Source organism: Paraburkholderia sp. XV, assembly GCF_020177535.1.
Lineage (GTDB): Bacteria > Pseudomonadota > Gammaproteobacteria > Burkholderiales > Burkholderiaceae > Paraburkholderia > Paraburkholderia caribensis.
In genome coordinates this window covers 137,615-163,880 of sequence record NZ_JAGUUD010000004.1, presented here as the reverse complement: position 1 = coordinate 163,880, position 26,266 = coordinate 137,615, and the positions used below count along the sequence as shown (strand labels likewise).

The following is a 26,266-nucleotide window of genomic DNA, read 5'->3' as shown; positions in this document are numbered from 1 at the left end:
GGCCGCGAAGCATCGCGATTTCGTAAATGACCGATTTGTCATCTGAGAGACAGGGTTAGGTCAGCGGCGCGTGCACACAATGGCATTAACCCTTTGCAACCCGCCTTTGCGCATTCCGCAACGGGCAAAGGGATTGGGGCCATACCCGCGAGGATGTGGCGCTGGTCGAGGACTCTCTTGCAGGTGAACCATCATGAAAGCACTGATTCAGGCCGTAGTCGTTGCGTGTGCGCTAGCTGCGCCGGCACTTTCCTTCGCTCAGGCCGACCAGGGCCAGGTCACGCGCGCCCAGGTGCGTGAAGACCTGCAACGCGTCGAACAGGCGGGCTACCGCCCGGTGGCGGACGACGCCACTTATCCCGCCGACATCCAGGCAGCCGAAGCGAAAGCCTCGGCAGGCGATCAGCCGATGGAACACACGGCCGTGGGCGGCGTCGCGCCGAGCGGCACGATGCAAATGGGCTCACCTAGAGCGGCGACAACGGACGGGAATCCGCAGCCGGTATTTTTCGGAAATTGAAGTTGAGGCAGCGGGCGCATTGCCCGCTGCCTGCCGCGACGGTCAGCGCATCGCGTAGCCGCCTGCCGGAGGCGGCTCGCGATCGTTTGCTTCAAGCAAGGTTTTCCGTCGAGAACGGCATCGCATAGACCCGTTTGCCCGTCGCCGCGAAAATGGCGTTCGCGACAGCGGGGCCGACGGGCGCGACACCCGGTTCGCCGATACCCGTCGGCGCCTGCGTCGATGCGACGATGTGAACTTCGACCTTCGGCATCGCGTCGATGCGCAGCACGCGGTAGCCGTCGAAATTATTCTGCTCGACGCGGCCGTCCTTCAACGTGATCGCGCCATACAGCGCTGCGCCCAGCCCGAAGCCGATACCGCCTTCGATCTGCGCCGCGATCACATCCGGGTTGATCGCCGTGCCGCAGTCGACCGCACACACCACACGGTCGACCTTGACCTTGCCGTCTTTATCCACGGACACCTCGGCGACCTGCGCGACCAAGGTCTTGAACGCTTCCGCGACGGCAATGCCGCGTCCCTTGCCGGGCGGCAGAGGCGCGCTGCTCCAGCCCGCTTTCTGCGCCGCGAGGTCGAGCACGGCCCGCATGCGCGGCTCGTGTTCGAGCAGATCGCGCCGGAACGTGTAAGGGTCTTTGCCCGCCGCGTGCGCCGCTTCGTCGATGAACGCTTCGACCGCGAACGCCGTGTGCGAGCTGCCGACCACCCGCCACCACAGCACGGGCACGCCCGTCTGCATCGTCGACAGTTGGACCGAGATGTTCGGAATGGCGTACGCGATGTTCGCGGCGCCTTCCACCGAGGTCCCGTCGATCCCGTTCTTGATCAGCCCGGCGAACGGCGTGCCCGCGACGATCGACTGCCCGACGATCCGATGCTGCCAGCCGACCAGCTTGCCGTCGCGCGTCAGTCCCGCTTCGAGCTTGTGGAAATACATCGGGCGGTAGAGGCCGCCGTGGATGTCGTCTTCGCGCGTCCATTGCAGCTTGACGGGCGTGCCGTTCGCGCCGAGCGCCTTCGCGATCGACACGGCTTCGACGATATAGTCCGAGCCGGGATTCGCGCGCCGGCCGAAGCTGCCGCCCGCATACAGCGTGTGGATGCTGACCTGCTGCGGCTGCAGGCCCGCGACACGCGCGGCGTTGGCCTGATCGATGGTCTGGAACTGATCGCCCGCCCAGATTTCGCAACTGTTGGCCGTCAGCTTGATGACGGCGTCGAGCGGTTCCATCGGCGCATGTGCGAGGTACGGAAACTCGTAGCTCGCGGACAGCTTGCGCGCCGCGCCCTGGATCGCCTTCGACGCATCGCCTTCGGTGCGCGCGGGCAGGCCGGGCTGTTCGGCGGCCTTTCGGTACTCGGCCATGATGTCCGCCGAACTGCGCTTTTCCGCGTGCGTCTCGTCCCATTCCACTTTCAGCGCGTCGCGGCCCTGCTTCGCGGCCCAGAAGCTCTTTGCCACGACAGCGACGCCGCGCGGCACCTGCACCACGTTCACGACGCCCGGCACGGCCTTCGCCGCCGATGCGTCGAACGAGCGCACCGTCGCGCCGAACAGCGGCGGACGCTGCATCACGGCGACGAGCATGCCGGGCAGCGTCACGTCGAGCGTGAACTGAGCGGTGCCGTCGGTTTTGGGCGGGACGTCGACACGCGGTGCCTGGCTGCCGATCAGCCTGAAGTTCTTCGGGTCCTTCAGCGCCACGTTTTCCGGCACGGGCAATGCGGCAGCCGCCGATGACAGCGAACCGTACGTCGCATGCTTGCCGCTCGCGTCGTGATAAACGACCCCGCGCTCCGTGCGCAGTTCCGATGCGGGCACTTTCCACTGCTGCGCGGCCGCCGTGACCAGCATCACGCGCGCGGTCGCGCCCGCTTCGCGCAACTGCGTCCACGAGTTGGCCATCGCCGAGCTGCCGCCCGTGCCCTGGATCGTGCCGAACGCGAGATTCGCGTAGCGCTTCGCATCGGCGGGCGCGCTTTCGACGCGCACGCGCGACCAGTCCGCGTCGAGCTCTTCCGCGACGATCGTCGCGATGCCCGTGTACGCGCCCTGGCCCATTTCGACGTGCTTCGCGATCACGGTCACGCTGTCGTCGGCGCCGACGCGCAGGAACGCGTTCGGCGCGAACGTGGCGCCAGGCGGCTGGGCGGCGATGGCGCGCCGCGACGTGCCGGCCCATTCGAAGCCGATGGTGAGCGCGAGGGCCGCCGCCGTCCCCGCGCCTTTCAGGAAGGTGCGCCGCGACGGGCGCTGAACGTCAACGATATCGGTCGTCATCGATTACGCTCCCATCGAATCGGCGGCGTCGTGAATCGCCGCGCGAATGCGCGTGTAGGTCGCACAGCGGCAGATGTTGCCGCTCATCGCCGCGTCGATATCGGCGTCGGACGGCTTGGCGTTTTGCGCGAGCAGCGCGGCGGCCGACATGATCTGCCCGGACTGACAGTAGCCGCACTGCGGCACTTGCAGCTTTACCCAGGCGGCCTGCACGGCCTTGGCCGGCTTGCCCTGCAAGCCTTCGATCGTCGTGATGTGACGGCCTTCGACAGCCGCGAGCGGCGTGATGCAGGAGCGGATCGGCTGGCCTTCGAGATGAACGGTGCACGCGCCGCATTGCGCCATGCCGCAGCCGAACTTCGTTCCATGCAGACCGGCGACCTCGCGGATGGCCCAGAGCAGCGGCATGTTGGGATCGGCGTCCAGCGTCGTGGACTTGCCGTTGAGAATCAAAGTGGTGGACATCGATGACTCCGAGTAGGTTCGGGTTCTGGTTTTACACGGTTGCCCGCGTTCGCGCTTGCGGCATGCGCAGCGATGACGAAGTAATGCGAACGTGTCGGAGTGTGGCTCAAAGCGGCCGTTTCTGCTGTTCGAAAACTCTGGAAGTCTTGCCTAATCCTGTGGGCATCGCCGGGTCGTCGAAGCGCCCGCGTCGGCCGCCCGGAGGCGGGCGGCGTATATTCGTCTCTGGCGCAAACAGTTTCCGCACGACGGCCGCGATCAGGAGACAGCGATGAACAATCGATGGTGGAAATGCCCGGCTGCAGCGCTCTGGCCTGGCGTGTTCGCGTCTGCGTTTGCGCTCGCGTTCGCGTCAGTCGCGCTCGCGCAGCAAGGCGGCGCGCCGGGCGCCCCGGCGCCCGTCGTCTACGTGTCGGACTTCGAACTCGATGCCGCCGACATCACACCCGACCAGAGCCGCCTGAGCCGCGCGCGACGCCTCGCGGGCAGCCTGTCGCCGCTGCATCTGTCGGAGCAGGACCCGCAGAAGAAAGCGCAGGAACTGGTCGCGAAGATGTCGGAATCGCTCGTCGCCGATTTGCAGCGCGACGGCATCGACGCACGCCGTCTTCCCGGCGACGCGCCGCTTCCCGCGCAGGGTTGGCTGGTGCGCGGCGTATTCGTGAGCGTGGACGAAGGCAATCGCGTGCGGCGCGCCGTCGTGGGCTTCGGCGCGGGACAGGGCAAGATCGAACTGGCGGTCGCCATCGATCCCTTGCCCAATGAATCGCCGGCGCCGCTCTATCAAACAGTCGAAGGGCAGGCGGACGGGCACGTTCCCGGCGCGATCGTCAAGCTCAATCCGTATGCAGCGGCCGCACGCTACGTGATGGCGGGCCACGACCAGCAGGCCGATATCAAACAGGTTGCCGGGCAGGTAGCGGATGCCGTGCAGGCGCGCATGAAGCCGCGCGCCGCACCCGCGCCGCAGCAATGAGGCGCGTCCCGGCGGCGCGCCTCAGCTGCTTGCCGGGCTGACTTCGACGCGCGGCCAGACGAGCGCTTCGAACTGATCGGGCGGAACCGGCGGCGAGTACAGGAAGCCTTGCGCGAAATCGCAGCCGACGGTCATCAGGAAATCGCGCTGCTCGACGGTTTCCACGCCTTCGGCAATGACCTTCAGCCCGAGCTTGTGCGCCAGCACGACCATCGCCTCGCAGAGCGCCTGATTGTCCGCGTCGAAGCCGAGGTTCTGCACGAAGGACCGGTCGATCTTCAGAAAGTCGATCTCGAAGCGCTTCAGATACGCCAGCGATGAATAACCCGTGCCGAAGTCGTCGATCGAAATGCGGATGCCTGCATTGCGGAACGTCATCAGCCTTTCGTCGATTTTCAGGTCGGCGTGCATTAGCAGCCCTTCGGTGATCTCGACGGCAACGCTCTGTCCCGGCATGCCTTCGCGATGCAGATACTCGGACCATTGCGAGCACACCAGGTTGTCCTGGCGAATCTGCACCGGCGACACGTTGACGCTGATCTGAAACGGCGAATGGAAGCGGTTGCGCCAATGCTTGGCCTGCTGCACGGCCTGCCTGAACACCCAATCGCCGATCGGCACGATGAGGCCCGTGTCTTCGGCCAATGGAATGAAGTCCAGCGGGCTGATCATGCCGCGCTCGGGATGCAGCCAGCGGACCAGCGCTTCGGCCTTGTAGATGTCGCCTGTGGTCAGATCGACGATTGGCTGGTAGTAGAGCCGGAACTGATCGCCCGGCAGTGCGGCGCGCAGATCGCTGGTCAGCCGCAGGCGTCTCTCCGCTGCGATCTGCAAATCCTGCGTGAAATAGCTGAGGCAGTTGCGGCCCGCGTTCTTGGCCGCGTACATCGCCTGATCGGCGTTCTTGAAGAGGACGTCGAGTTCGCTCGCGTCGTCCGGATACAGCGTGACGCCGATGCTCGCCGAAATGAACGCCTCGTCCGGGCCGAGCGTGAACGGTTCGGACAGTGTGTCGATGATGGTCCGCGCGATCCGCTCGATGCTGCCGACGTGATCGAGATTCGGCAGGATCACGGTGAACTCGTCGCCGCCCAGACGCGCGACGGTATCCGCTTCGCGCACGCACGACCTGATTCGACGCGCGGCTTCGATCAGCAGCGTGTCGCCCGTATCGTGTCCCAGAGAATCGTTGACTTCCTTGAACCGGTCCAGATCGATCAGCATCAAGGCCATCCGGTGCCCCGAGCGCTGCGCGATCTTCGCTTCCTGCTCCAGACGGTTCTGGAACATCTGGCGGTTCGGCAGTTGCGTCAGCGTGTCGAAGTTGGCCTGCTTCCAGATGGCGGCTTCGAACGCCATCCGGTCCGACAGGTCGCGGCCCACGGCGAGCACCGAATTGACCTTGCCCGACGGATCGATCTCCGGCGTGAGGCGAATGTGCGAGCACTGTTGCTGTCCGTCCTTGCTGACCCAGCGCAGCTCGAATTGCCCGCTTTTTCCCGTCGAAATCGCTTCGCTGATCTTTCGCTCGTAGATCAGCGCGTTCGATCCGCCGGGTATTTCCGAAGGCCGCTTGCCGAGCGCTTCGTCAAGCGTGCGTCCCGCCGACGTGCAAAAAGCGGGGTTCGCATAGGTGCGGCGCAGATCGCGGTCGTAGCGCGTGATCGTGTCTGGCGAATTCTCGATCAGCGTGCGCGACTCCAGCTCCCGGCTGACCAGCTCCGCCGTGCGTGCGACCACGGTCTGCTCCAGCGACGCGTTGATCTCGTTGATCTTCTGGATCTTCTGCCGGATCGCCCCGCGCATTCGTTCGAAGCGCTGCGCGAGCCGGCCCAGTTCGTCCTGTCCGCCGGCATCGACGTGATCTTCGGCAAGCGCCTGCTCTTCGGCGCCCGCATCGCTGCCCGTGTCGTGCATTTTCCGCACGAGATCCTTCAGCGGCGACGATATGCTGTGCGAGATGAACCAGGCGAAGAAGATCGACAGCAGAAAGCCCGAAATGCCGACCAGCACGATCTGGTTGCGCACGGATTGCGCCTCGGCCGTCAGCTTCTTCTCCGGAATCGTGCTGACGACGAACCATGTCGTGCCGGGAATGCGCGTGTAGGCCGCGAAATAGCCCGCGTGATTCTTGCCTTCGAAACTGACGAAGCCGTTCGGCTGGCCGAGCATCTCGGTGTTGTGCGCGATTCCGTCGATCAGGCCGGGTTCGGCCGTCGCGTCCGCGCTGGCGGGCATGTCGTCGGCGCGCACGATCAGCTTGTTGTTGCTGCTGTCGAGCACGTAGATTTGCGTTCCCGTGCCTAACGCGACATCGTTGAAGATCGTCGAGAAATGCTCGGGGCGAATCACCAGCACCAGATAGCCGAGACGCCGGTTGTTGCTCTTGCCGATAACGGCGCGCACCATTCCGAGGTTCAGCTGTCCGACGCCGTTGTCGTAACTGCCCCAATACGGGCGTCCGTTGCGATCGGGTGCCTGCTTGACGAAACGCATCACGCCGCGCGTCAGCTGGGCGAATGCCTGCGTGTCCATCACCCGGTGGTGCGTGTCGAGCAGATACTTCTCGTTGATGAAATCGACGGAGCCGTAGTGATCGAGCAATAGACGCGTCATGTCGAGGCGCGCCTCGTTCTGTTCCTTCGCGTTGCCGTTCGCGACCTTCATCAGCGCGGACTGAACCTGATCGGAAAGCACGAGCAGGCTGCTTTCCGTTTCGATCTGCTCCATGCGCAGCACGACGTTCCGCGAGACCTGCTTGACGACCTCTTTCGAGAATATCTCGGCCTTCTCCTTGATGGCCGCCGTCGACTCCGCATACGATATGTAGCCCGAAATGAGCACGGGCAACAGCGATAGCAGGATAAACGCGGTGATCAGCCGGTAACGTATTTCGACACGGCGCAGCAGATCCTGCGACAGGTATTCAAGCACGCGCTGCAGTGACCCGATGATCGAGCTCATTTGTAATGCATCTTCGCTTCATTCTTGACGGACGCGTCCAGCAGCTGGGCCGCCTGCCTGGGCGTGATTCTGTTCAGCAGGACATCCTGCATCAAGCGATGCAAGCGCTCGATGGAGTTGGACGGAAGCACCGAGTAGTACGGGCTTGCGGTGACGGGATAGCGGCTGACTTCGTTCGTGTACTCGACTATCGTCGGATCTCCCGCCATCGCGCCCGCGCTCTGTTTGAACGGCGAGATGTTCTGGCGCTTCGCCTGGACAATGGCGAAACCCTTTGCGGCGATGAACTCGAGAAAGCGCATGGCGGCAACCTTGTTCGGCGTTTCGCACACGGCAAAGCCTGTTTCGCTGCCGACAATCGGCACGACCCGCTTGCCGGGCGCATTCCATGGCGGAATGAAGACGCCTGTCGGGAAGGGATTGCCGTGCAGCAACAGGCCGGCTGCCCAGCTGCCGTGAATCGCCATCGCGACCTTGCCTTCCTTGAACAGGCGGATGCCGCCGTCGTAGTCCGTCGCCATGAATCCGTCCTGCACGTAGCCGCGTTCCGGCAGCAGCGCCATTTTGGCAAAGATATCGGCGACGGCAGGCGTGTTCAGATTCAGCGTGCCATCGTCGATTTTCTTCTTCCACGCGGGGTCGCGCGCCACCACGTTGTTCGCGAAGCCGGAGCTGAAGGGTCCATTGCCCAGCATGTTGGGAAAGCCGCCGTTCCACATGACAGGCGTGAAACCCGCGCGCTTGAGTTGCTCGCAAACCGCGAGGAACTCGCGAAAGTTGGTCGGCAGTGTCCTGATTCCCGCCTTCGCGAACATCTCTTCGTTGTAGTACATCAGCACCGTTGCGACACCGCCGGAAATGCCGAATGCTTTCGACTGGCGGCTCGTCCAGTCACCCTTCAACGGGGCCATCATGTTGCTCCACGCTGCCGTCTGGCTGACGTCGGCGAGGATGTGCTGGTCTGCCAGTTCAGCCGAGTACGCATTCGGGTTCACACTGACGAGATCCGGCAGATTGCCCGACGCGATTCGCGGCTTGATGTTCGCCTCGACCGAATTGCCGACCATGAACTGCACGTTCACGCCGATGTCCGGATTTTCCTTGCTGAACTCGGCGGCGATCTGGAGCATCTGTTCCGGCCAGTCAGGCGCCCAGATCAGCGCGGTAATGATCGTCTTCGCCGGCGCGGACGCGCCCGGCGAAGCAGAATCCTTCTGGTGACAACCGTACAACGACAAAAAAATCAAAGTCACCAGGCCAGATAGCAGGGAGGCAAGCGCAAGTCGTCGCACGTGAGAATCGCTTTCAGTTTCGGAGTGGATCGGCGGCACCTAGTCGCGAGCGGTCGCTTGTCGGAGGCAACGCCGTCGCAACCTGCTTCGCGAGAAAACCGGCCGCGTCGCCATGAACGCTTGCGCGTGCGCTTCGCAGCGAACGCCAGCGCGAGCGCGAGCGGCCCTTCGGATCGAAGAGCATGGCTGTTTGAGCGACGGAATGAACGAGGCGGCGAACGGCAAACGATTGCCGTGAATCAAGGGCCCGTTTTCATGACGTGACGTTGCGGTCGAAACCTGTAAAGAGACGCTTGCGGCGAGTGCGACACGCATATCGGGCCCTGACGGCGGCTAGGAAATCGGGCGAGGCGGTACCTCAATTGCATATCGGCAAGTCAGGTCATTACTTGAGCCGACCGCGCGCCGGTGCCGCATGCGCGTGCCGCGTCTAGCCTCGGGCGTGGCGGGATGAGATTTCCTGCAGGTCGAGATCGTGTTCGATCGCGTGCAGCAGATCATCGTGAATCAGACCGCTCCGATGCAGGCGCAACAGTTCAGCGCGGCCTGCGGCGATCGCGGCGAGGATGACGTCGTAGTGCGCTCTGCGCGCCTCCAGCGGAAAGCTCGGCGCGTGCTGGAACTCCTCGGTCAAACGCGCGCGATAGCTGTACTGTTCGAGCAGTCGCGGATGCAGCACGCTGCCGTCCGGCGCGTAGACGAGCGGCTTGATCGCATCCAGTTGCGCCGCCTCCAGCCGCGCCCAGGCCTGCATCTCGTTCAGATGGGCCGATGTGTGTGCATCGCTGGCGGGATTGACGAGCCGGATCAGGAGTCCGATCGTCGTGCCTTGCAGCAGCACCGTAAACAGGATGACGACGAACGCGGAGAACAGAATCAGATCGCGGCCCGGCATTGTTTCAGGCAGCGAAAGAGCGATCGCCAGCGTTACGACGCCGCGCATGCCCGCCCAGCTCACCACGGCAGCGGAGCGCCAGTCGGCAGGCGGTGCCGCGCGGCGCGACAGGCGGTGCAGTACTGCGTTGACCAATTCGAGCGCGAAGGTCCACACGCAGCGCGAAACGACGACCGTGATCACGGCTGCCATCGCGGCGGGGCCGAGCGCCGCGAGCGCATTGTCGATGCCGCCGAGCCGCTGCATCACCCCGCGCAGCGACAGTCCGATCAGCACGAACACGAGCGCCTCGAACACGAACACGACGACTTGCCAGAACGCCGTGCCGCGCGTTCGCACGGTGGCGGAAAAGACTTCGTGCTGATGCCAGCCGAGCAGCATGCCGCAGGTCACAGTCGAAATGACGCTCGATACACCGAGCAATTCGCCCGCGATGTAGCTGATCCACGCGGAGATCACCGAGGTCGTGATGACCAGATAGTCGTCGTCGAGCAGACGCAGCAGACACACGACGCCATAGCCGACCACGCAACCGACCACCACGCCGCCCACCGCCAGCCCCGCGAAGCTCAGCACGGCATGCGACGCGCTGAACGCGCCCGTCAGCGCGGCGGCGACGGCGAAGCGGAACAGCACGAGGCCGGCGGCGTCGTTGAGCAGGCTCTCGCCTTCGAGCAGCACCATCAGGCGGCGCGGCAGCGAGAGCCGTTCGAGCACCGCTTTCGCCGCGACGGCGTCGGGCGGCGAGACGACGGCGCCGAGCGCGAAGCAGGCCGCCCACGGTAGCGTTGGCACGACGATGTGCACGACGACGCCGACTATCCACGTCGTGAACGCGACCGCGCCGATTGCGAACAGCAGAATCGGCTTCAGATGCCGCTTGAAGTCGGTCCAGACGAAGAAGTACGCGCCATTCATCAGCAAGGGCGGGAGGAACACGATCAGTACGAGGTCGGGGTCGAGCACGACGGGCGGCAGGCCGGGCATGAACGCCATCGCGGCGCCGCCGACCAGCAACGCGGCTGCGGGCGGCAGCCGCAGACGCTTCGCGAGCAGTTCGAGCGCGATGATCGCAATCAGCGAGAGCAGAACCAGCTTGAATGCCGACACAGCCGACATGACTTCTCCTGTTGAGCGTTTGTGGCGGGACGTTAGAGTGGTTAAAGCGCGAACATCCGGTAGTCGAGCGGCGACATATCGAATGCGCGGCGGAACGCGCGATTGAAATCGGACGCGCTGTTGAAGCCGAGTCCATACGCGATTTCGACGACCGCCTTGTTCGGGTAACGACGCAGTTCGTCCGCTGCCTGGCTCAGCCGCCGGTTGCGAATATACGTTGCGAGCCCGCCCTCGCTCTCGAACAGACGGTAGAGCGTCGGGCGCGATAGCTGCGACGCGAGCAGCACGCTGTCGGGCGAAAGATCGGGTTCGTGCAGATTCGCTTCGATGTAGCGCCGGAGGGTGCCGAACACGGCGGCACGCGCGGCCGCGCGTGCACCGCCCGTGCGGCCCGACCGCTTGCCGAAGGCGGCCGCGATCAACATCGTGCAGGTTTTCAGTGCATCGTGGAAACCGGCAGGATCCGCCGATTGGGCGGTTTGGGACAGCGCGGCGAGATAGCCCGGAATCAGGCGCGCGAGCGGCGAGTCGTACTCGACCACATTGCCGTGAATCGACTCAGGCTCGGGTAGCACCGATTCGAGCATGCCGCGCGGCAGGAAGATCGCCAGCAAGCGGCAGTCGGTGCGTTCCATGCGCATGGGTTGGCCCATGTCCAGCGCGAGAATGCCGGGCCTGAGCTGCGTGGCAACGTGCTTCGGATACAAGCCCGTCTTCGTCTCGATCTGGCCGTCGACGAGCACATGGAATACGAACTGGCGCACGTTGTCCGTGGAGATTCGCGCGGCCGTGCGGGTTTGCAGGACCGCGTCGATGCGGCAGTCCATGAAGGCGAGATCCGCGACGCGATAACTGTCGATGCTCCCCTGAAAGCCGCTTTCCCGCTGACTCCTTGCAACGGGCACATCCAGGATATGACCGATGCGATGCCGCCACGCGAGCAATTGCTGCTGCGGCGACTCGCTGGCGGTGCTGAAGTAGTCGTGAGCCCACGGGAGCCGGGGCGGGCCGTCGGTCGGATGCTCGATCTTCAAGGCTGTGGATGAACCTGAATGAGGTGATTCCGATTGCAGGAAGACTGCCTGGACCGCACTCGATCATAGTGTCGATGCCGGACGAAATTCTACCTGAGGCCGAAGCTACATTACGATCTTGTAATGAGACAAGAGTCTCACTAAAATGAATTGACAACCAGTGCGAACGTAATCGCGAGGAGCCAATCATGACGCTGACGCCTGTGCAGATGGACGGGAAGATCGAAGAGCATTTCGGTTTCGAGAGACGCGACGACGTCGAAGGCGTGCTCGCCACGCTCGCGCCGGACGTCGAGCATGACGTGGTCGGATGGCCTGCGGGGCCGGTGCGTGGGCGCGACGAAGTGCGGCCTTTCTACGAGGCGCTATTCGCGGATCTGTCGGAGAGCCGGGTGGAGTGTTTGCGGCGTCTGCACGGAGACGGTTTCGTCGTCGATGAATCGCTGTGGCGCGGCAAGGCGCCGGGGCGGCCATTCGGACTCGAAGGGCGCGGGCGTCCGCTGGAATTCCGCATGCTGCATGTGCTCGAGTTCGCGGAAAGCGGGCAGATCGCGCGCGAGAACGTATGGGTCGATCTCGCGGCGATCATCCGGCAGTTGCCGCAATCCTGATATGGCCGACATCACGGTCAGCGGGCGCGAGAACCAGAAGCGGCGCACGCGCAAGGACTTGTTGCAGGCGGCTTCTCGGTTGATGAAGCAGGGGCGCAAGCCGGGTCTCGAAGAGATCGCCGAAGAAGCGATGGTGTCGCGCGCCACCGCATATCGCCATTTTCCGAGCATGGATGCGCTGCTGCTGGAAGCGTCGCTCGACGTCGCGACGCCGGATGCGTCGGCGCTGTTCGGCCCGCGCGCGTCGGATGATCCCGTGGCGCGGCTCACGCGCGTCGATACGGCGCTTCACGACATGATCCTCGCCAACGAAGCGCCGCTGCGCATGATGCTCGCGCATTCGCTGGAGCGCGTGGCGAAGGGCGATACCGACGGTGAAATTCCGCTGCGGCAGAATCGGCGGACTGCATTGATCGAGGCGGCGCTGGAGCCGGTCCAGGATCAGTTCAAGCCCGCCGCGTTCGAAACCTTGACGCAAGCGCTCGCACTGGTGATCGGCACCGAGGCGATGGTGGTGTTCAAAGACGTGCTGCAACTCGACGACGCGCGGGCCCGCAAAGTGAAGCGCTGGGCGATCCGCGCGCTGGTCGATGGGGCGAGGCGGAGTCGCGCAGAGGGGGAGTGACGGCTCCCCCGCCCAGCACGCTATCCGCGCAACGGCCTCAAGCCCGCCCGCACTTCCTCGGCAAACAATTGCGGCTGTTCCCATGCCGCGAAATGCCCGCCCTTGTCGAGCCGGTTGTAGTAAATGAGGTTGTGATACGCGCGCTCGGTCCAGCTACGCGGCGCCTGATAGTTCTCGCGAGGAAAGACGCTGACGGCGGCGGGAACGGACACATCGGCGGCGGCGAGGAAGTTGAAATGCGACTCCCAATAAAAGCGCGCCGCTGAGATACCCGTGTTCGTGAGCCAGTAAAGCGTGATGTCGTCGAGCACGTCGTCGAGCGTGAGCGCGCCTGACGACTCGCCATTGACGGCCCGCCCGAATACGGCAGAAGTGAGCGCCGCTGCCGGCTGCTCGTAGCCGTCGCCGTGATCGAGCAGCCAACTGGCCAAGCCGATCGGCGAGTCCGAGATGCCATAAAGCGTTTGCGGGCGCGTTCCCATCTCCAGCGCGTAGGCGCGCCGCTTTTTGGCCGCGCTGCTCAACTGGTCGTATGCATGCTTTTCATCTTCCGACAGGCCGGACGGGGGCGGGTCGCCCGCCTGAAGCGCCTTGGCGATCTCGGGCGGAATGGTCGCCGGAAAGTTGACGTGGATGCCCAGCAACCCGGGCGGCGCCTGCTTGCCCATCACGTTCGCGACGACACCGCCGAGGTCGCCGCCTTGCGCCGCGAATTTGTCGTATCCGAGACGCTTCATCAGCACGACCCACGCACGCGCCGTGCGCTCCGGCCCCCAGCCCGTCGTGGTGGGCTTGCCGGACAAGCCATAGCCCGGCAACGACGGAATGACCAGATGAAACGCATCCGACGCGCTCGCGCCATAGGCGGTCGGGTTGGTCAGCGGATCGATGATCTTGAACTGCTCGATTACCGAGCCGGGCCAGCCGTGCGTGACGATCAGCGGCATCGCGTTGTCGTGCTTCGAGCGCACGTGGATGAAATGAATATCCAGTCCGTCGATCTCGGTCATGAAGTTCGGCAGCGCATTCAGCTTGGCTTCGCACTTGCGCCAGTCGTAGCCGCTGGCCCAATGGCGCGCGAGTTCCTGCATCATCGCGAGCTGCACACCTTGCGTGTTGTCGGCAACCGTTTCGCGCTCGGGCCATCGCGTCGCCTTGATACGTCGACGCAAATCGATCAGTTGCGCGTCGGGCACGTGCACACGAAGCGGACGAATCGCCGTCTTGTCGCCGCCATTCGGCTGCGCGACTGAAGTGATGGCCTGATTCGTTTGTGCGAATGCAAGCTGGCTCAACGAACCTGCTGCAAGCGTGGCCGCGGCGGCACCGACGAAGCGTCGGCGCGACGGCGATTGAGGAGGAAAGTGGTCTGACATAAGAACTCCGACTGGCTTTGCGCCAATGATTCCAGGTAATGGCCGCGCGATTGCACGAGCCATTGGCCGCACGATGCGGACGCAGCGCGCGTGTGCTCCCAAACGATGCCTTTGCCAGCGCAAATACCTGCTGGCACATAGCGGATACTGTGCGCTACGCGGACCGAACGTGCTGCGTGTTGCACATACAACATCAACGAGCAAAAAATCAGCTGATTCGATCCGGCAATTCGCCTGCGATGTCTATCAGCGCGTTTGCGCCCGCCTCGCCGAGCAGCGACTGAGCCTTCGCTTGCGCGGCCGACCACGCGGACGCGGCGTCGTGCAACAAGGCCTTGCCTCGCTTCGTCAGCGAAAGAGGGCGGCTGCGGCCGTCGTCGCCAGGCATGCCTTCGACGACCCATCCCTGCGCGACCAACGGCTGAAGATTGCGCGTGAGTGTCGAGCGGTCGTGATGGTTCTTGCGCCCGAGGGCGGCGCGGCTCAGCGGCCCGAATTCCATGATCTGCACCAGCAGCGAGAATTGCGACGCGTTGACGCCAAACGGCCTCAATGCTTCATCGTAGATCGCGGTCAGCACTCTTGAAATCTGCCGCGTGCGGGTGAGCAGGCAGCTTTGCGCGATCTTCCGGGTGACTCTGGCCCAGGCATCGTGTCGACGCTCTTGTTGCATATGCAATACCGCGACAAGGGCAGTGTTCGCACTGCCCTTCTTCATACGGCTTAAACGAGCGTGATCGTGACGCCGATATTGCCGCGCGTCGCCTTCGAGTACGGGCAGGTCTGATGCGCACGGTCGACCACTTCCTGGGCCACATCGCGCGGCAGGCCAGGCAGGCTCACGTTCAGACGTGCCTGAATGAAATAAGCGTTGTCGGTGGTGCCGAGATCGATCTCGGCATCGACGCTGGTGTCGGCCGGCAGCGAGATCTTCAGCGCGCGCGCAGCGCCGCCCATCGCGCCAATGAAACATGCCGACCAGCCTGCGCCGAGCAGTTGCTCGGGGTTGGTGCCCGCGCCATTGCCGCCCGGCGTCGACAGTTTGATGTCGAGACGGCCATCCGAACTGCGCGCGGCACCTTCGCGGCCGCCCGTCGTGTGAACCTTGCCTGTGTACAGTACGTTGTCGATACGCGTCATGGTGCGTGCTCCGTTGAGTAGGTGAGGGGGCAAACAATCGATGACCGTATTGAAGCGTGCGGATGTATCTCGCTTGTGTCGTGGAAACGGGCGTGTGTATGCGTATGTATCCGCTGCCGCCGCGGATACATTGCGCTACAAAGGGGCGTGCCGGGCCGGCGTCGCGCCGCGTCCGGCCTTGCGCGCTTCGTCGAGCATGAATTCGATGAACTGCGACGTCGCGCGCGTATGGTGAAGATTCGGCATATACAGCATGTACATGTTCGTGCCGAAGATGCTGAGCCGCCACGGGTCGAGCGCCGTGACGACGTCGCCGCGCCCGATGTCGTCGTGTACGACGTAGTCGGGCACGAGTCCGACGCCGAGGCCGGCGAGAATCGCGTCGCGCAAAAACAGAAAGTTCTCGGAGATGAGACCGGGCTCCAGCAACACCTCATGCCGTTCGTCGCGCAGATACGCCGCGACGCGCAGTTGCCGGCCCACCACGGCGGACGTAATGATCGGCGCGGTGCGAAGCTCGTCGAGCTGCACGGGCATGCCATGCTGCGCGGCATACGCGGACGACGCGCACGCGACCCATCTCACCGGCCCCATGTCGCGCGCGACGAGATTTTGCGGCGGCTCCGACATCACGCGCACGGCAATGTCCACTTCGTCGCGTAACAGGTCTTCGACGCGGTTCTCGAACATCACGTCGAGCACGATGCCGGGATATTCGCGCCTGAAGGCGATCAGCCATGCCGACATCACCAGCTGCCCGTAGCCGCTCGGCACCGACAGGCGCACGCGGCCTTGCAGGCTCTCGCCGAGCGTCGATATCGATTCCTTCGCGGCCAGCAGCGAATTGCGGATCGCGCGGCCATGTTCGTAGAGCTTCAGCCCGATCTCGGTCGGCTCGACGCGGCGGGTCGTGCGCCGGACCAGTTGCAGACCGATCGATTTTTCGAACTGGTTGAGGTGGTAGCTGACATTGGCGCGGGTCATCTTGAGCCGCCGCGCAGCCTCGCTGAGATTGCCGGCATCGATGATCTCGACCAGCAGCGTTAGCGCATTGACGTCCACGGTGGTCCTACTGTCAAAAATTCTTTGACACTCTGTCAATTGAGCATGCGATTGTCAATTCCGGTTGTCCCCAAGACAATCGATGGCCATGTCGTTTGAACGCTGCACGAGGAGACAAACCGTATGACGCTGAGCGCCGCTGTGCCCGAATCGCCCGTTAGCCATGAGTTACGCGGCAACGTCCTGCTCGTCACCGTCGATAACCCGCCCGTCAACGCACTCGGCGTAGATGTCCGGCGCGGCCTCGTCGCGGCGATCGAAGCCGCCGAGGCGAATCCGGCCGTGCGCGCGGTGCTGATCGTCGGCGCGGGCCGCAATTTCATCGCGGGCGCCGACATCCGCGAATTCGGCAAGCCGCCGCAAATGCCGACGCTTCCCGACGTGTGCAACCGCATCGAGACATGCGGCAAGCCCGTTGCGGTCGCGATTCATGGCGCAGCGCTCGGCGGCGGGCTCGAGATCGCGCTGGCATCGCACTATCGGATCGCGGTCGCGGGCGCGAAGCTGGGCTTGCCCGAGGTGTTGCTCGGGCTGCTGCCTGGCGCGGGCGGCACGCAGCGCGTGCCGCGGCTGATCGGCGCCGAGGCGGCTTTGTCGTTGATGCTGAGCGGCAAGCATATCGGCGAGCAGGAGGCGCTGAAGATCGGGCTTGTCGATCGCGTTGGCCAGAGCGACGACGTGCTCGCCGAAGGGCTCGCGTATGTGCAGCAACTGCTCATCGAACAGGCACCCGTGCGGCGCACGCGCGATGCGCAAGCGCTATCCGACAAGGAGGCGGCTACGGCCGCCGTCGCCGCCGCGCGTGCCGAGACTGCGAAGAAATCACGCGGGCTTTTGTCGCCGCTGAAGATCGTCGATTGCGTCGAGGCCGCGTTGAATTTGCCCTTCGACGAAGGCTTGCGCTTCGAGCGCAAGCAATTCCTCGAATGCCTCGATAGCCCGCAACGCGGGGCGCTCGTGCACGCGTTCCATGCCGAACGCGAAGTGCAGAAGGCGCCCGAAACGCGCAGCGCGCAGCCGAGGCCGATCGGGTCGGCAGGTGTGGTCGGCGGCGGCACGATGGGCGCGGGCATCGCCGTCGCGCTGCTCGACGCGGGCTTGCCCGTGACGATGATCGAGCGCGATGACGAATCGCTGGCTCGCGGCCGCGCGCACGTCGACAAGGTCTACGACGGCCTGATCGCGAAAGGACGCCTCACCAGCGATGCGAAAGCGAAGAAGCTGGCGCGCTTTGTCGGCAGCACGTCATACGACGCGCTTGCCGATGTCGATATCGTGATCGAAGCCGTGTTCGAAGACATGGCCGTGAAGCAGGCGGTGTTCGCGGAACTCGACCGCGTGTGCAAGCAAGGCGCGGTGCTCGCGACCAACACCTCGTATCTCGACATCGACGCGATTGCCGCCAGCATGTCGCGGCCGCAGGATGTGATCGGGCTGCATTTCTTTTCGCCCGCGCACATCATGAAGCTGCTGGAAGTCGTCGTGCCCGCGCGCGTGAGCGCCGACGTCGTCGCAACCGCATTCGATCTGGCGAAGAAGCTGCGCAAGGTGCCCGTGCGCGCGGGCGTGTGCGATGGCTTCATCGGCAACCGGATGCTCGCGGTGTATCGCGCGGCGGCGGACCATCTGATGGAGGACGGCGCGTCGCCGTATCAGATCGACAAGGCCGTGCGCGAGTTTGGCTTTCCGATGGGACCGTATCAGGTGATCGATCTTGCTGGCGGCGACATCGGCTGGGCGACGCGCAAGCGCCGCGCGTCGACGCGCCATCCCGACGCGCGCTATGTGCAGATTCCCGATCGCCTTTGCGAGCGCGGCTGGTTCGGCCAGAAGACGGGGCGCGGCTTCTACCGCTATGACGAAGGCAAGCGTGCCGGCACGCCCGATCCGGAAGTGGAAGCGATCATCGTCGCGGAGCGCGAGCGCGCGGGTGTCGCCCCGCGCGCGTTCAGCGACGAGCAGATCGTGCGTCGCTACATGGCCGCGATGATCAACGAGGGCGCGAACGTGATTCACGAGCGCATCGCGTTGCGGCCGCTGGATGTCGATGTGACGTTGATCAACGGCTTCGGCTTTCCGGCGTATCGCGGCGGTCCGATGCACTACGCGGATACGATCGGTTTGCCCGCATTGCTCGCCGATATCCGTGAGTTCGAGAAGCAGGACCCGCTGTTCTGGAAACCTTCGCCGTTGCTGGTGGAACGGGTCGAGCGCGGGGAGGCGTTGGCGAGCCTGAATCGGTCTGCGTAAGTCGAAAGCCGAATCGGGCGACCCTTGTTAAAGATAGTCAAATCCACCCATTCAATGTTGATGCGTTCAGCGTAAAGTCAGAGAATGAAATTGCGGTGACCGTACCGCGAGTAGCGTGTTAAAGCCGCAGCAATAGCGCTGCGGCTTTTTTTTTCGTGCGCCGCGATCACATGCGTCTCGCTGCTACTGCGCGGCAGTGAGTCTCGGGCCTGGCCGCGATGGCTGCGTCAATTCCTGCTGCCCTTTACGCTGATCAGAAACCGCTTCAATGCCCTGTCGTGTGACATCTTCGAGAAAGAGCAGCCGCGCGCGGAAATATTCAGCGCGCAACTGTGCGTCCATGACCTGTTGTTCCGCGCGGAACAATTCCATGCGCAATTCATGAAGCGCGCGTTCGGCCTGTTTTTCGGGAGTCGGAGCGTGGCGTGCTGCCCAGTTTGCAATCCACATCAGCATGATGAACCCCTCGCAATTCAGCTGGCATTGCTCAAGCTGCGATTAGTTGCAGCACCTTTTCACATACCACCTTGCACGGCTGGCACATCGGCAAATCGGCGCGAGCCAGTTTGCCAAATAATGTTAGTGAAGTTTTGACCGCAAGAAGCGCATTTTTAAAGTCTTTGCTGTCAAGCGCTTTCATGACTTGACAATTGCTAAAAGTCTTCAAGCAATGAATCTCATATAGTACGGACACGGTTTTGAATCGACGCCGGTCAGAATTCAAAAGGCAGAAATCAGGGAGAATCGGCGCTTCACATTCCTTTCCGGAATAGTGAATGAGAGGCTTACAAAGCCTTGCATGCCAATTTACAAATCGAACGGGGTGAAGTACGGCAGCAGCAGGACAGCGGGAGGAGACCAACCAACACCTCCTGAGTGGGCGCGCACCACGATCTGACAATCTTTAAATGATTTTATTGCGCCCTCTTTTTATACTGTCGCTCTCAATTGTTGAAAAACGTTGATGCCGGGATGGCGATTCGCGGGCAAACGGGGTAAGTCGGCGCAGTGGATCTGAATCGTCGTTGCATATCGAGGGACCGGATGTTTTTCAGGCCAGGCACCACACGGATTCCTTTCAAGACGGGCAAGCACAGGCGCAGACGCAGCGGCTATCCGCAGCGAGTCGAACTCGATCCCGCGACCGATTCGCACGCTCGCGCGGCGACCGAGGCGTATGCGGATTCGTGTGCGTCCGAAATGCCGTGGCTGGCCGAGTGGCTGCGCGATTCCGCCGCTGGCGGCAATGCGGGGCTGACGCATTGTGCGTCGACGGTTCGCCGCGTGTTCGGCCTCGCTCAGGAATGGGCGGCGCGCGAGCCGGATTACGCGCATGCCGCGTGGGAACATGTGCGGCTTCATCTGGAGGCAGCGCTGACTGCGCATCTGCGGTCGAAAAAAAGCAGTGACGATGACGTGGTGAGCTTGAACGGCGCGCAAGCCTAGGCGCCACAGACGGGTCGCCCGTCGCATCCACGCCTGTCGCGGCGCGAGCCCTGCGCTCACGCCGTTGGCCCGATGAACGATTTCGCGTGCGGGGATCTATGAGAATTGCAGTCCTGGACGATGACGTGGCGCAAGCCGATCTGGTCTGCCAGTCGCTGGCGGTCGATGGGCACGATTGCCATGCGTTCGCCGAAGGCCGCGCGCTCGTCAAGCACCTGCGCCGTCAGACGTTCGACCTGCTGGTGCTCGACTGGAACGTGCCCGACATGTCGGGCGAAGAGGTGCTGCACTGGGTGCGTCAGAGCCTGTCCGACCGTCTGCCCGTGCTGTTCATGACGAGCCGCAGCCGCGAAACGGACATCGCGTCGATGCTGAACAAAGGCGCCGACGACTACGTCGTCAAGCCCGTCGCATCGGGCGTGCTGCTCGCGCGCGTGCGATCGCTGCTGCGCCGCGCGTATCAACTCAACCAGATGGCGACCAAAGAAAGCTTCGGGGAATTCGAGTTCGAGCTGGGATCGAAACAGGTCATCGCGCGCGGCACGCCCGTCACGCTGACGCAAAAGGAGTTCGAGCTCGCTTTGCTGCTGTTCCGGCATCTGAGCCAGCCGCTGTCGCGCGCGCATATTCTCGAAGCGATCTGGCGGCAGGACGTCGACATCCCATCGCGCACCATGGACACCCACGTTTCGATGCTGCGCGCCAAGCTCGGCCTGCGCCCCGAACACGGCTACCGGTTGACTCCCATTTACGGCTACGGCTACCGGCTGGAACGGATCGAAAAGGGGGATGCGTGACGGTGGCTGTATCGGGCAAACCGCCGCGGGCGGTGCGGCGCGTTCCTGGCATCATCGCGGTTCTGGTCGCGGCGGCGGGCTTGCTGCCCGCCAGTTCGAACGCGCAGACATCCGCTGCGCATGAAACCGCGGCGACGGCGATCTACGTGACGGGGCCCGGCGACACGCTGTACGACGTGGCCGGTCGCTATCTGCGCGAACCACGCGACTGGACCGTGCTGCGCAAGCTGAATCACGTCGCCGATCCGCTGCATCTTCAGCCCGGCGTGCAGTTGCGTTTGCCTGTTGCATTGCTGAAGCAGGAGTCGCGCCCCGCGCGGGTCGTCGCCGTCAGCGGCCCCGCCGGACATGCGTTCAGACAGAATCCGTTTACGCCCATCACGGTCGGCATGGTGCTGGTCGAAGGCGACCGCGTGCAGACGGGGCACAACGGCTTCGTCACGCTGGAACTCGACGACGGCTCGCATGTGTCCGTGCCTCAGGACAGCACGATCGAAATCGGCGCGCTGCGGCAGACCGTGCTGACGGGCGCGAAAGATCGCGTGATCGACCTGAAGCGGGGCGAGGTCGACAGCGAGGTCAACCACGCGACCAAAAAAGACGACCGCTTCCAGATCCGCTCGCCGTCGGTGGTGGCGGGCGTGCGCGGCACGCGCTTTCGCGTGAGCTACGACGGCGACGAACAGTCGACAGCCGTCGCCGTGCTCGACGGCGCGGTCGGTGTCGATGCGGCGCGCATGGCGCCGCGTGCGCCGGGCGTGCCGTTACGGGCATCGACGCAACTCATCGGCGCGCAATTCGGCAGCGTCACGCGCTCGACGGGCGGCGTCGGCGGGCCGGTGGCCTTGCTGCCCGCGCCCGCACTGTTGAACCCGGGCAAGGTGCAAGACGAACAGGACGTCGCGTTCGACCTCGCGCCCGACGCGAAGGCACGCGCGTACCGCGTGCAGATCGCGCGCGACGCGGACCTGTTCGACCTGATCCGCGACCAGCGCGTGAACATGCCGCACGCAACGTTCGGCGATTTGCCCGACGGCAACTACTTCGTGCGAATTTCGTCGATCGACGGCATGGGCCTCGAAGGTCTGCCGCATATCTATGCGTTCGAGCGTCGCCAGTTTGGACTCGATGTTTCAGCCGGGCCGCGTGGCGGCAGCCGCGACTTCGAGTTCCGCTGGCTCGCCAGCCGCACGGGTGTCGAAACGCGCTTCCGCTTCGTTCTGGCAACGACAGCCGATCTGCGCGAGCCGCTCGTCGATCGCACGGATCTCGCGACGGGGCAGATCGCCGTCTCCGATCTGCCGCCCGGCATCTACTACTGGACCGTGATCGCGGAGCAGTTCGACAACGGCCGGCTATATCAGAAGGGCAGCGCGATCCGCTCATTTACACTGGCACGGTGATGACCACCAGCGGCCCGCGCATGAGTTTCGATCCGCGCATACGTCTTGGGCGGCCAGTCGGGCGCCGCTTTCTTTTCGAATGGCTGTGCATTGGCTGCCTCGGCGTCCTGGTGATTCTGGCCGGCTCGCCCGGCAGGCTGACGGCGAGCGTCGACCATCTCGTCTACGACGGCTTCCTGCGGTTGCACGCGCAACCGGTGCTGCCCGATATCGCCGTCGTCGAAATCGACAATGCGAGCATTGCACGGCTCGGCCGCTGGCCCTGGCCGCGCGCCGTGCATGCGCAACTGCTCGACGAAATCGCGAAGGCCGGGCCGGCTGCCGTGGTCTACGACGTGCTCTTCACCGAGCCCGCGCCGGACGACGCGCAACTGGCGCGCGCGCTCGCCGCGACGCCGACGTATCTGCCGATTCTCCTGTCTCCTGAAGATACCAACGGCGAGCGCGTTGCCGTCAAGCCGGTCGAGCCGCTCGCGAGCGCGGCTGCGGGACTTGGCCATATCAATCTGGAAGTGGATGCCGACGGCATCGTGCGCAGTGTCGCGCTGTTCGAAGGCGACGCGCATCTGCGCTGGCCGCAGTTGATGGTGCCCGTCTGGCGCGCGATCAAGGGCGGCACGGTGAAGCTGGCGCACGGCGCCGCCGCCGATGTGCCCGAGCGTACCCCGATCGCCGGTAATGACGAGGCACGCGTCCTGATCCCGTTCGGCCCGCTCGCGCAGACCTATCCCAAGGTGTCGTTCGCCAGCGTGCTCGCGGGCGACGTGCCGCGCGACATGCTGCGCGGCAAGATCGTGCTGATCGGCGTGACGGCATCGGGCCTCTACGACCGGTTCTCGACGCCGGTGTCGGGCCGGCTCGGGCCGCTGCCCGGCGTCTACATTCACGCGAACGTGCTCGATACGCTCGTGACGGGCCGTGCGATCGATCCCGTCAACGGCCTGTGGGTGTTCGTCGTGTCGCTGGTGCCGCTCGGTGTGCTGCTGGCGGGCCTGCTCGTGTTGTCGCCGCTGCGTTCGCTGCTGATGACGATCGTGCTCAGCGCGACGATGCTGGGTCTCAGCGCGGCGCTGTTGTACGGCATGCGGCTATGGATGTCGCCCGTGCCCGCGATCGTCGGACTCGCTGCCGTCTATCCGATCTGGAACTGGCGGCGGCTCGAAATGACGATGTCGTATCTGCGCAAGGAACTGCAGCGTCTCGCCGACGAGCCGCATCTGTTGCCCGAAGCGCCGCAACGCAGCCGCGAGTTTCGCGGCGACGCGCTCGCGCAGCAGATGGCGCTGATGGCGCAGGCGGCGCGCCGCGTGCAGGATATGAAGCGCTTCGTGTGGAGCAGCCTCGATAGCGTGCCGGAGCCGATTCTCGTCAGTGACGTGCAGGGTGTCGTGCTGATTGCGAACCACGCGGCGAAGGCGTATTGCGAGCGGCTCGGCGCGGCAGCGCCCGAAGGCGAGCAACTGCGCCACGTGCTCGGCGAACTCGCGTTCGTGAAGGCGATCGGTTCGCGCGCGGAGGACGATGCGCTCGGACGCGCGCATTGGCCCGCGCTGCTCGATCCCGGCCGCATCGCCTTCGTGGAGATGATGGAGCGGGGCATCGAGGTCCGCGATCGCAGCCAGCGCGATCATCTGTTGCGCTACGCGAAGTGCACCGATGCGCAAGGCGCGGTGATCGGATGGATCGCGGGTCTGGTGGACGTGACGGCTGTGCACGCGGCCGAACGGCTGCGTGAAGACGCGCTGCGTCTGCTGTCGCACGACATGCGTTCGCCGCAGGCGTCGATTCTTGCGCTCGTCGAACTCGAACGCGCGCGCACGCCCGACTCCGAACGCTTGCGCGAATTGTTGAACCGTGTCGAGCGATACGCGCAGCGGGCCTTGATGCTCGCCGACGATTTCGTGCAACTCGCGCGCGCCGAATCCCAGGCTTACGCGCTCGAACCCGTGAGTCTCGTCGAACTCGTGATCGACGCGAGCGATGAAGTGTGGCCGCAGGCGCAAGCCAGGCACATTCGCCTCGAGGCCGCTTACGACGAACAGGGCGACGGCCACTGGATCAACGCGGACCGCTCGCTGATGACGCGCGCGCTCGTCAACATCCTGAACAACGCGGTGAAATATAGTCCGCCCGACACGCGAATTACCTGCACGGTCGCGCCGGAGAAGCCCGCGTCGGGCGAATGGCCGGCACGCGTGCGCTGCACGGTTCGCGACGAAGGCTACGGGATGTCGGCCGAAAACCAGGCGCATCTGTTCGAGCGGTTTCAACGCTTTCACGAAGTCGAACGGCCGGAAGCGACGGGTACGGGGCTTGGCATGGCGTTCGTGAAAGCCGTCGTGATGCGGCATGGCGGCGATGTGCATGTGGAAAGCGCGCCCGGTCGGGGCACGGCATTCACGATCACGCTGCCCGCGCTCGACGAGACGAATGCGTGAACAACTCGAACGCTCAGGGCGCACATGAATCTGTATTCGATCGAAGCGAGAAGAACGTGAAGAAGACGCTATGTTGTGCTGCCATCGTTGTTGCGGGCGTGGCGGGTCTGGCGGGATGCGCGGGCGTGACGACGGACGTTCAGGTGTCGGGAACGCCCGTCGTGCTGCAGGGCGAGCGCACCTATGCGATCGTGCAGACGCCGTCGCAGGAAACGGGCGCCGCCCGCGAGCAGTACGAAGCGCTGATTCACAGCGAGCTCGGCAATTACGGGCTCGTCGATCGATCGGCGGAGCGCGCGAGTTACATGCTCTCGCTCGCCTACGATACGCGGCCGGCCGCTGTCGGCGTGATCGAGGGCGACTGCGCGGACTCCGCCTGCAATGGCGTGGCGAAGCCAGGCTTTCCGCTTTTCGGGCGCGAGTATCAGCATTCGATGACCTTGCGCCTCTTCGACGCCGCGACGGGCAAGGAAGTCTACAAGGTCACGGCGACGAGCCGCGACCGCAATGCCGACGCGCTGCATCCCATTCCGTGGCTCGTCAAAAGCGCGTTCGCGCAGTTTCCGTTTGCCGGATACGGAAGCTGGCGCGTGAAACTGCGCAATGGCGAAGCGGCGGGTCGGCCCGAAGTGGTCACGGTGAAGCAGATCGACAAATGACGTGCCGGGGCGTTTACGGCTCGGGCTTGTTCCTGAACGCCGCCTCGCCCGCATCCGATACCTCGACCCACTTCCTGTCCGGCGGCGCGTCGTCGACATAGCTGTCGTGCCAGTTCCACCATTTGTAGGTCGGCGTCTGCGGGTAGCCTTCGGGCGAATCTTCCCAGACCTCTTGCCGGCCGAGCGGCGTGATGTCGAGATAGTTCCATGTGCCGCCCATCTGCTCGTCGCCGCGATTGTTGATGAAGTAGGTGCGGAATATCCCATTGCCGTCGCGATAGAACACGTTCGTGCCGTGCCATTCGCCAACGCCGAAGTCGGTGTCGAAACTATCCGTGATCGTGAACCACGGTATCTGCCAGCCCATGCGCGCCTTCAATCGGGCGATGTCCGCCTGAGGCGCGCGCGAGACGAAAACGAGCGTCGTGTCGCGGGCGTTCAGGTGGGCGAGATGAGCGACCTGGTCCGCGACCATCGAGCAGCCGCGGCACGCATGCTCGGGCCAGCCGAATACGCCCGGTTCGTAAAACGCGCGATACACGATCAGTTGACGCCTGCCGTCGAACAGATCGCGCAGACTGAGCGTGCCCGCTGGCCCTTCGAATGCGTAGGTTTTGTCGACGGCCATCCACGGCATGCGGCGGCGCTCGGCGGCGAGCGCGTCGCGGGCGCGGGTGTGGGCCTTTTCCTTCACGAGCAGTCGCTCGCGTGCTGTTTCCCATTGCTGGGGCGATACGACGGGTGGTGTGCGCATCGCACGTTGTCCACCGTTGCTTCCGTTTTCGTCCGATGTACCCATGGCGCTTGCGACCTCCTGATTTGAACAAGTTGCCGCGCCTCGGGGATGAGACGCGGCTTCGTTGCTTGTTCATCGTGCGTTGCTTGCAGTGAGACAGTCTGGACCTCGAAA

The 26,266-nt window shown here is 64.2% G+C and carries 23 protein-coding genes; 10 read left to right on the top strand and 13 right to left on the bottom strand.

Annotated features, from left to right (window positions below; translation table 11 throughout):
* Positions 1 to 193: 193 nt before the first annotated feature.
* On the top strand, positions 194 to 520 hold the full coding sequence (locus tag KFO72_RS03915; RefSeq protein WP_062918770.1) for a DUF4148 domain-containing protein: 327 nt from the start codon (positions 194 to 196) through the stop codon (positions 518 to 520).
* 91 nt (positions 521 to 611) lie between these two features.
* Here KFO72_RS03915 and KFO72_RS03910 read toward each other — a convergent pair whose 3' ends face one another.
* Both KFO72_RS03910 and KFO72_RS03905 read right to left on the bottom strand, forming a co-directional pair.
* The gene (locus tag KFO72_RS03910; protein ID WP_225031437.1) at positions 612 to 2,804 is read right to left on the bottom strand and encodes a xanthine dehydrogenase family protein molybdopterin-binding subunit; all 2,193 of its coding nucleotides are present in this window, start codon (positions 2,802 to 2,804) and stop codon (positions 612 to 614) included.
* A 3-nt stretch (positions 2,805 to 2,807) separates the two neighbouring features.
* Positions 2,808 to 3,269: a (2Fe-2S)-binding protein gene (locus KFO72_RS03905; protein ID WP_054931347.1), complete on the bottom strand. Its 462-nt coding sequence runs from the start codon at positions 3,267 to 3,269 to the stop codon at positions 2,808 to 2,810.
* A gap of 271 nt (positions 3,270 to 3,540) precedes the next feature.
* On the opposite strand from KFO72_RS03905, the gene KFO72_RS03900 reads away from it, so the two are divergent.
* Positions 3,541 to 4,245, top strand: a complete 705-nt coding sequence (locus KFO72_RS03900) for a DUF4410 domain-containing protein (RefSeq protein ID WP_225031436.1) — start codon at positions 3,541 to 3,543, stop codon at positions 4,243 to 4,245.
* Positions 4,246 to 4,266: 21 nt separating this feature from the next.
* Here the strand turns inward: KFO72_RS03900 and KFO72_RS03895 are convergent, their stop codons facing one another.
* From KFO72_RS03895 to KFO72_RS03880, 4 genes are all read right to left on the bottom strand, one after another.
* On the bottom strand, positions 4,267 to 7,209 hold the full coding sequence (locus KFO72_RS03895; protein WP_107201196.1) for an EAL domain-containing protein: 2,943 nt from the start codon (positions 7,207 to 7,209) through the stop codon (positions 4,267 to 4,269).
* Positions 7,206 to 8,462, bottom strand: coding sequence for an ABC transporter substrate-binding protein (locus tag KFO72_RS03890; protein ID WP_082670527.1), 1,257 nt, complete (start codon positions 8,460 to 8,462; stop codon positions 7,206 to 7,208). The genes KFO72_RS03895 and KFO72_RS03890 overlap by 4 nt, the downstream gene beginning before the upstream one ends.
* Before the next feature lie 469 nt (positions 8,463 to 8,931).
* Positions 8,932 to 10,515 (bottom strand): Na+/H+ antiporter, encoded by a 1,584-nt coding sequence (locus tag KFO72_RS03885; protein ID WP_062918765.1) that lies wholly within the window; start codon positions 10,513 to 10,515, stop codon positions 8,932 to 8,934.
* 41 nt (positions 10,516 to 10,556) lie between these two features.
* A complete protein-coding gene (locus tag KFO72_RS03880) occupies positions 10,557 to 11,549 on the bottom strand; it encodes a helix-turn-helix domain-containing protein (RefSeq protein ID WP_225031435.1) in 993 nt (330 codons plus the stop codon).
* Positions 11,550 to 11,737: 188 nt separating this feature from the next.
* On the opposite strand from KFO72_RS03880, the gene KFO72_RS03875 reads away from it, so the two are divergent.
* Positions 11,738 to 12,160: an ester cyclase gene (locus KFO72_RS03875; RefSeq protein ID WP_054931342.1), complete on the top strand. Its 423-nt coding sequence runs from the start codon at positions 11,738 to 11,740 to the stop codon at positions 12,158 to 12,160.
* Position 12,161: 1 nt separating this feature from the next.
* Positions 12,162 to 12,785 (top strand): TetR/AcrR family transcriptional regulator, encoded by a 624-nt coding sequence (locus KFO72_RS03870; RefSeq protein ID WP_176052902.1) that lies wholly within the window; start codon positions 12,162 to 12,164, stop codon positions 12,783 to 12,785.
* Positions 12,786 to 12,805: 20 nt separating this feature from the next.
* On the opposite strand, the gene KFO72_RS03865 is transcribed toward KFO72_RS03870, so the two are convergent.
* The 4 genes from KFO72_RS03865 to KFO72_RS03850 all read right to left on the bottom strand — a co-directional run bounded on the left by KFO72_RS03865 (position 12,806) and on the right by KFO72_RS03850 (position 16,363).
* Complete coding sequence (locus KFO72_RS03865) at positions 12,806 to 14,161, bottom strand: epoxide hydrolase family protein (protein ID WP_225031434.1); 1,356 nt, start codon at positions 14,159 to 14,161, stop codon at positions 12,806 to 12,808.
* 208 nt (positions 14,162 to 14,369) lie between these two features.
* Entirely contained in the window at positions 14,370 to 14,741 is a 372-nt protein-coding gene (locus tag KFO72_RS03860; protein WP_225031433.1) for a MarR family winged helix-turn-helix transcriptional regulator, read from the bottom strand.
* 143 nt (positions 14,742 to 14,884) lie between these two features.
* The gene (locus KFO72_RS03855; RefSeq protein WP_035992321.1) at positions 14,885 to 15,301 is read right to left on the bottom strand and encodes an organic hydroperoxide resistance protein; all 417 of its coding nucleotides are present in this window, start codon (positions 15,299 to 15,301) and stop codon (positions 14,885 to 14,887) included.
* A 135-nt stretch (positions 15,302 to 15,436) separates the two neighbouring features.
* A complete protein-coding gene (locus KFO72_RS03850) occupies positions 15,437 to 16,363 on the bottom strand; it encodes a LysR family transcriptional regulator (RefSeq protein WP_060609515.1) in 927 nt (308 codons plus the stop codon).
* A 123-nt stretch (positions 16,364 to 16,486) separates the two neighbouring features.
* Here KFO72_RS03850 and KFO72_RS03845 point away from each other — a divergent pair, with 123 nt between their 5' ends.
* Entirely contained in the window at positions 16,487 to 18,613 is a 2,127-nt protein-coding gene (locus KFO72_RS03845) for a 3-hydroxyacyl-CoA dehydrogenase NAD-binding domain-containing protein (RefSeq protein WP_225031432.1), read from the top strand.
* A 183-nt stretch (positions 18,614 to 18,796) separates the two neighbouring features.
* Here the strand turns inward: KFO72_RS03845 and KFO72_RS03840 are convergent, their stop codons facing one another.
* Entirely contained in the window at positions 18,797 to 19,069 is a 273-nt protein-coding gene (locus KFO72_RS03840) for a hypothetical protein (protein WP_035995975.1), read from the bottom strand.
* Positions 19,070 to 19,100: 31 nt separating this feature from the next.
* Positions 19,101 to 19,253 (bottom strand): hypothetical protein, encoded by a 153-nt coding sequence (locus KFO72_RS03835; RefSeq protein ID WP_225031431.1) that lies wholly within the window; start codon positions 19,251 to 19,253, stop codon positions 19,101 to 19,103.
* A 404-nt stretch (positions 19,254 to 19,657) separates the two neighbouring features.
* Here KFO72_RS03835 and KFO72_RS03830 point away from each other — a divergent pair, with 404 nt between their 5' ends.
* The 5 genes from KFO72_RS03830 (at position 19,658) to KFO72_RS03810 (ending at position 25,356) form a co-directional block, all read left to right on the top strand.
* On the top strand, positions 19,658 to 20,059 hold the full coding sequence (locus KFO72_RS03830) for a hypothetical protein (protein WP_062918760.1): 402 nt from the start codon (positions 19,658 to 19,660) through the stop codon (positions 20,057 to 20,059).
* Between the two features lie 98 nt (positions 20,060 to 20,157).
* Positions 20,158 to 20,856, top strand: coding sequence for a response regulator transcription factor (locus KFO72_RS03825; protein WP_042305717.1), 699 nt, complete (start codon positions 20,158 to 20,160; stop codon positions 20,854 to 20,856).
* On the top strand, positions 20,853 to 22,259 hold the full coding sequence (locus tag KFO72_RS03820; RefSeq protein WP_225031430.1) for a FecR domain-containing protein: 1,407 nt from the start codon (positions 20,853 to 20,855) through the stop codon (positions 22,257 to 22,259). The genes KFO72_RS03825 and KFO72_RS03820 overlap by 4 nt, the downstream gene beginning before the upstream one ends.
* Positions 22,259 to 24,697 carry a CHASE2 and HATPase_c domain-containing protein gene (locus KFO72_RS03815; RefSeq protein WP_225031429.1) on the top strand — a complete coding sequence of 813 codons (2,439 nt, stop codon included), beginning with the start codon at positions 22,259 to 22,261 and terminating at the stop codon, positions 24,695 to 24,697. Before KFO72_RS03820 ends, KFO72_RS03815 begins: the two co-directional genes overlap by 1 nt.
* Positions 24,694 to 25,356, top strand: a complete 663-nt coding sequence (locus KFO72_RS03810; RefSeq protein WP_225031428.1) for a DUF4136 domain-containing protein — start codon at positions 24,694 to 24,696, stop codon at positions 25,354 to 25,356. The genes KFO72_RS03815 and KFO72_RS03810 overlap by 4 nt, the downstream gene beginning before the upstream one ends.
* A 13-nt stretch (positions 25,357 to 25,369) precedes the next feature.
* Here the strand turns inward: KFO72_RS03810 and KFO72_RS03805 are convergent, their stop codons facing one another.
* A complete protein-coding gene (locus KFO72_RS03805) occupies positions 25,370 to 26,155 on the bottom strand; it encodes a DUF899 domain-containing protein (protein WP_412101754.1) in 786 nt (261 codons plus the stop codon).
* Positions 26,156 to 26,266 lie beyond the last annotated feature (111 nt).

Coding starts and splice junctions, on each gene's coding strand:
- KFO72_RS03900 (WP_225031436.1), top strand. CDS start 3,541: ATGAACAATCGATGGTGGAAATGCCCGGCTGCAGCGCTCTGGCCTGGC.
- KFO72_RS03815 (WP_225031429.1), top strand. CDS start 22,259: ATGACCACCAGCGGCCCGCGCATGAGTTTCGATCCGCGCATACGTCTT.
- KFO72_RS03885 (WP_062918765.1), bottom strand. CDS start 10,515: ATGTCGGCTGTGTCGGCATTCAAGCTGGTTCTGCTCTCGCTGATTGCG.
- KFO72_RS03840 (WP_035995975.1), bottom strand. CDS start 19,069: ATGCTGATGTGGATTGCAAACTGGGCAGCACGCCACGCTCCGACTCCC.
- KFO72_RS03845 (WP_225031432.1), top strand. CDS start 16,487: ATGACGCTGAGCGCCGCTGTGCCCGAATCGCCCGTTAGCCATGAGTTA.
- KFO72_RS03865 (WP_225031434.1), bottom strand. CDS start 14,161: ATGTCAGACCACTTTCCTCCTCAATCGCCGTCGCGCCGACGCTTCGTC.
- KFO72_RS03825 (WP_042305717.1), top strand. CDS start 20,158: ATGAGAATTGCAGTCCTGGACGATGACGTGGCGCAAGCCGATCTGGTC.
- KFO72_RS03870 (WP_176052902.1), top strand. CDS start 12,162: ATGGCCGACATCACGGTCAGCGGGCGCGAGAACCAGAAGCGGCGCACG.
- KFO72_RS03910 (WP_225031437.1), bottom strand. CDS start 2,804: ATGACGACCGATATCGTTGACGTTCAGCGCCCGTCGCGGCGCACCTTC.
- KFO72_RS03895 (WP_107201196.1), bottom strand. CDS start 7,209: ATGAGCTCGATCATCGGGTCACTGCAGCGCGTGCTTGAATACCTGTCG.
- KFO72_RS03830 (WP_062918760.1), top strand. CDS start 19,658: ATGTTTTTCAGGCCAGGCACCACACGGATTCCTTTCAAGACGGGCAAG.
- KFO72_RS03905 (WP_054931347.1), bottom strand. CDS start 3,269: ATGTCCACCACTTTGATTCTCAACGGCAAGTCCACGACGCTGGACGCC.
- KFO72_RS03855 (WP_035992321.1), bottom strand. CDS start 15,301: ATGACGCGTATCGACAACGTACTGTACACAGGCAAGGTTCACACGACG.
- KFO72_RS03875 (WP_054931342.1), top strand. CDS start 11,738: ATGACGCTGACGCCTGTGCAGATGGACGGGAAGATCGAAGAGCATTTC.
- KFO72_RS03805 (WP_412101754.1), bottom strand. CDS start 26,155: ATGGGTACATCGGACGAAAACGGAAGCAACGGTGGACAACGTGCGATG.
- KFO72_RS03915 (WP_062918770.1), top strand. CDS start 194: ATGAAAGCACTGATTCAGGCCGTAGTCGTTGCGTGTGCGCTAGCTGCG.
- KFO72_RS03835 (WP_225031431.1), bottom strand. CDS start 19,253: ATGAAAGCGCTTGACAGCAAAGACTTTAAAAATGCGCTTCTTGCGGTC.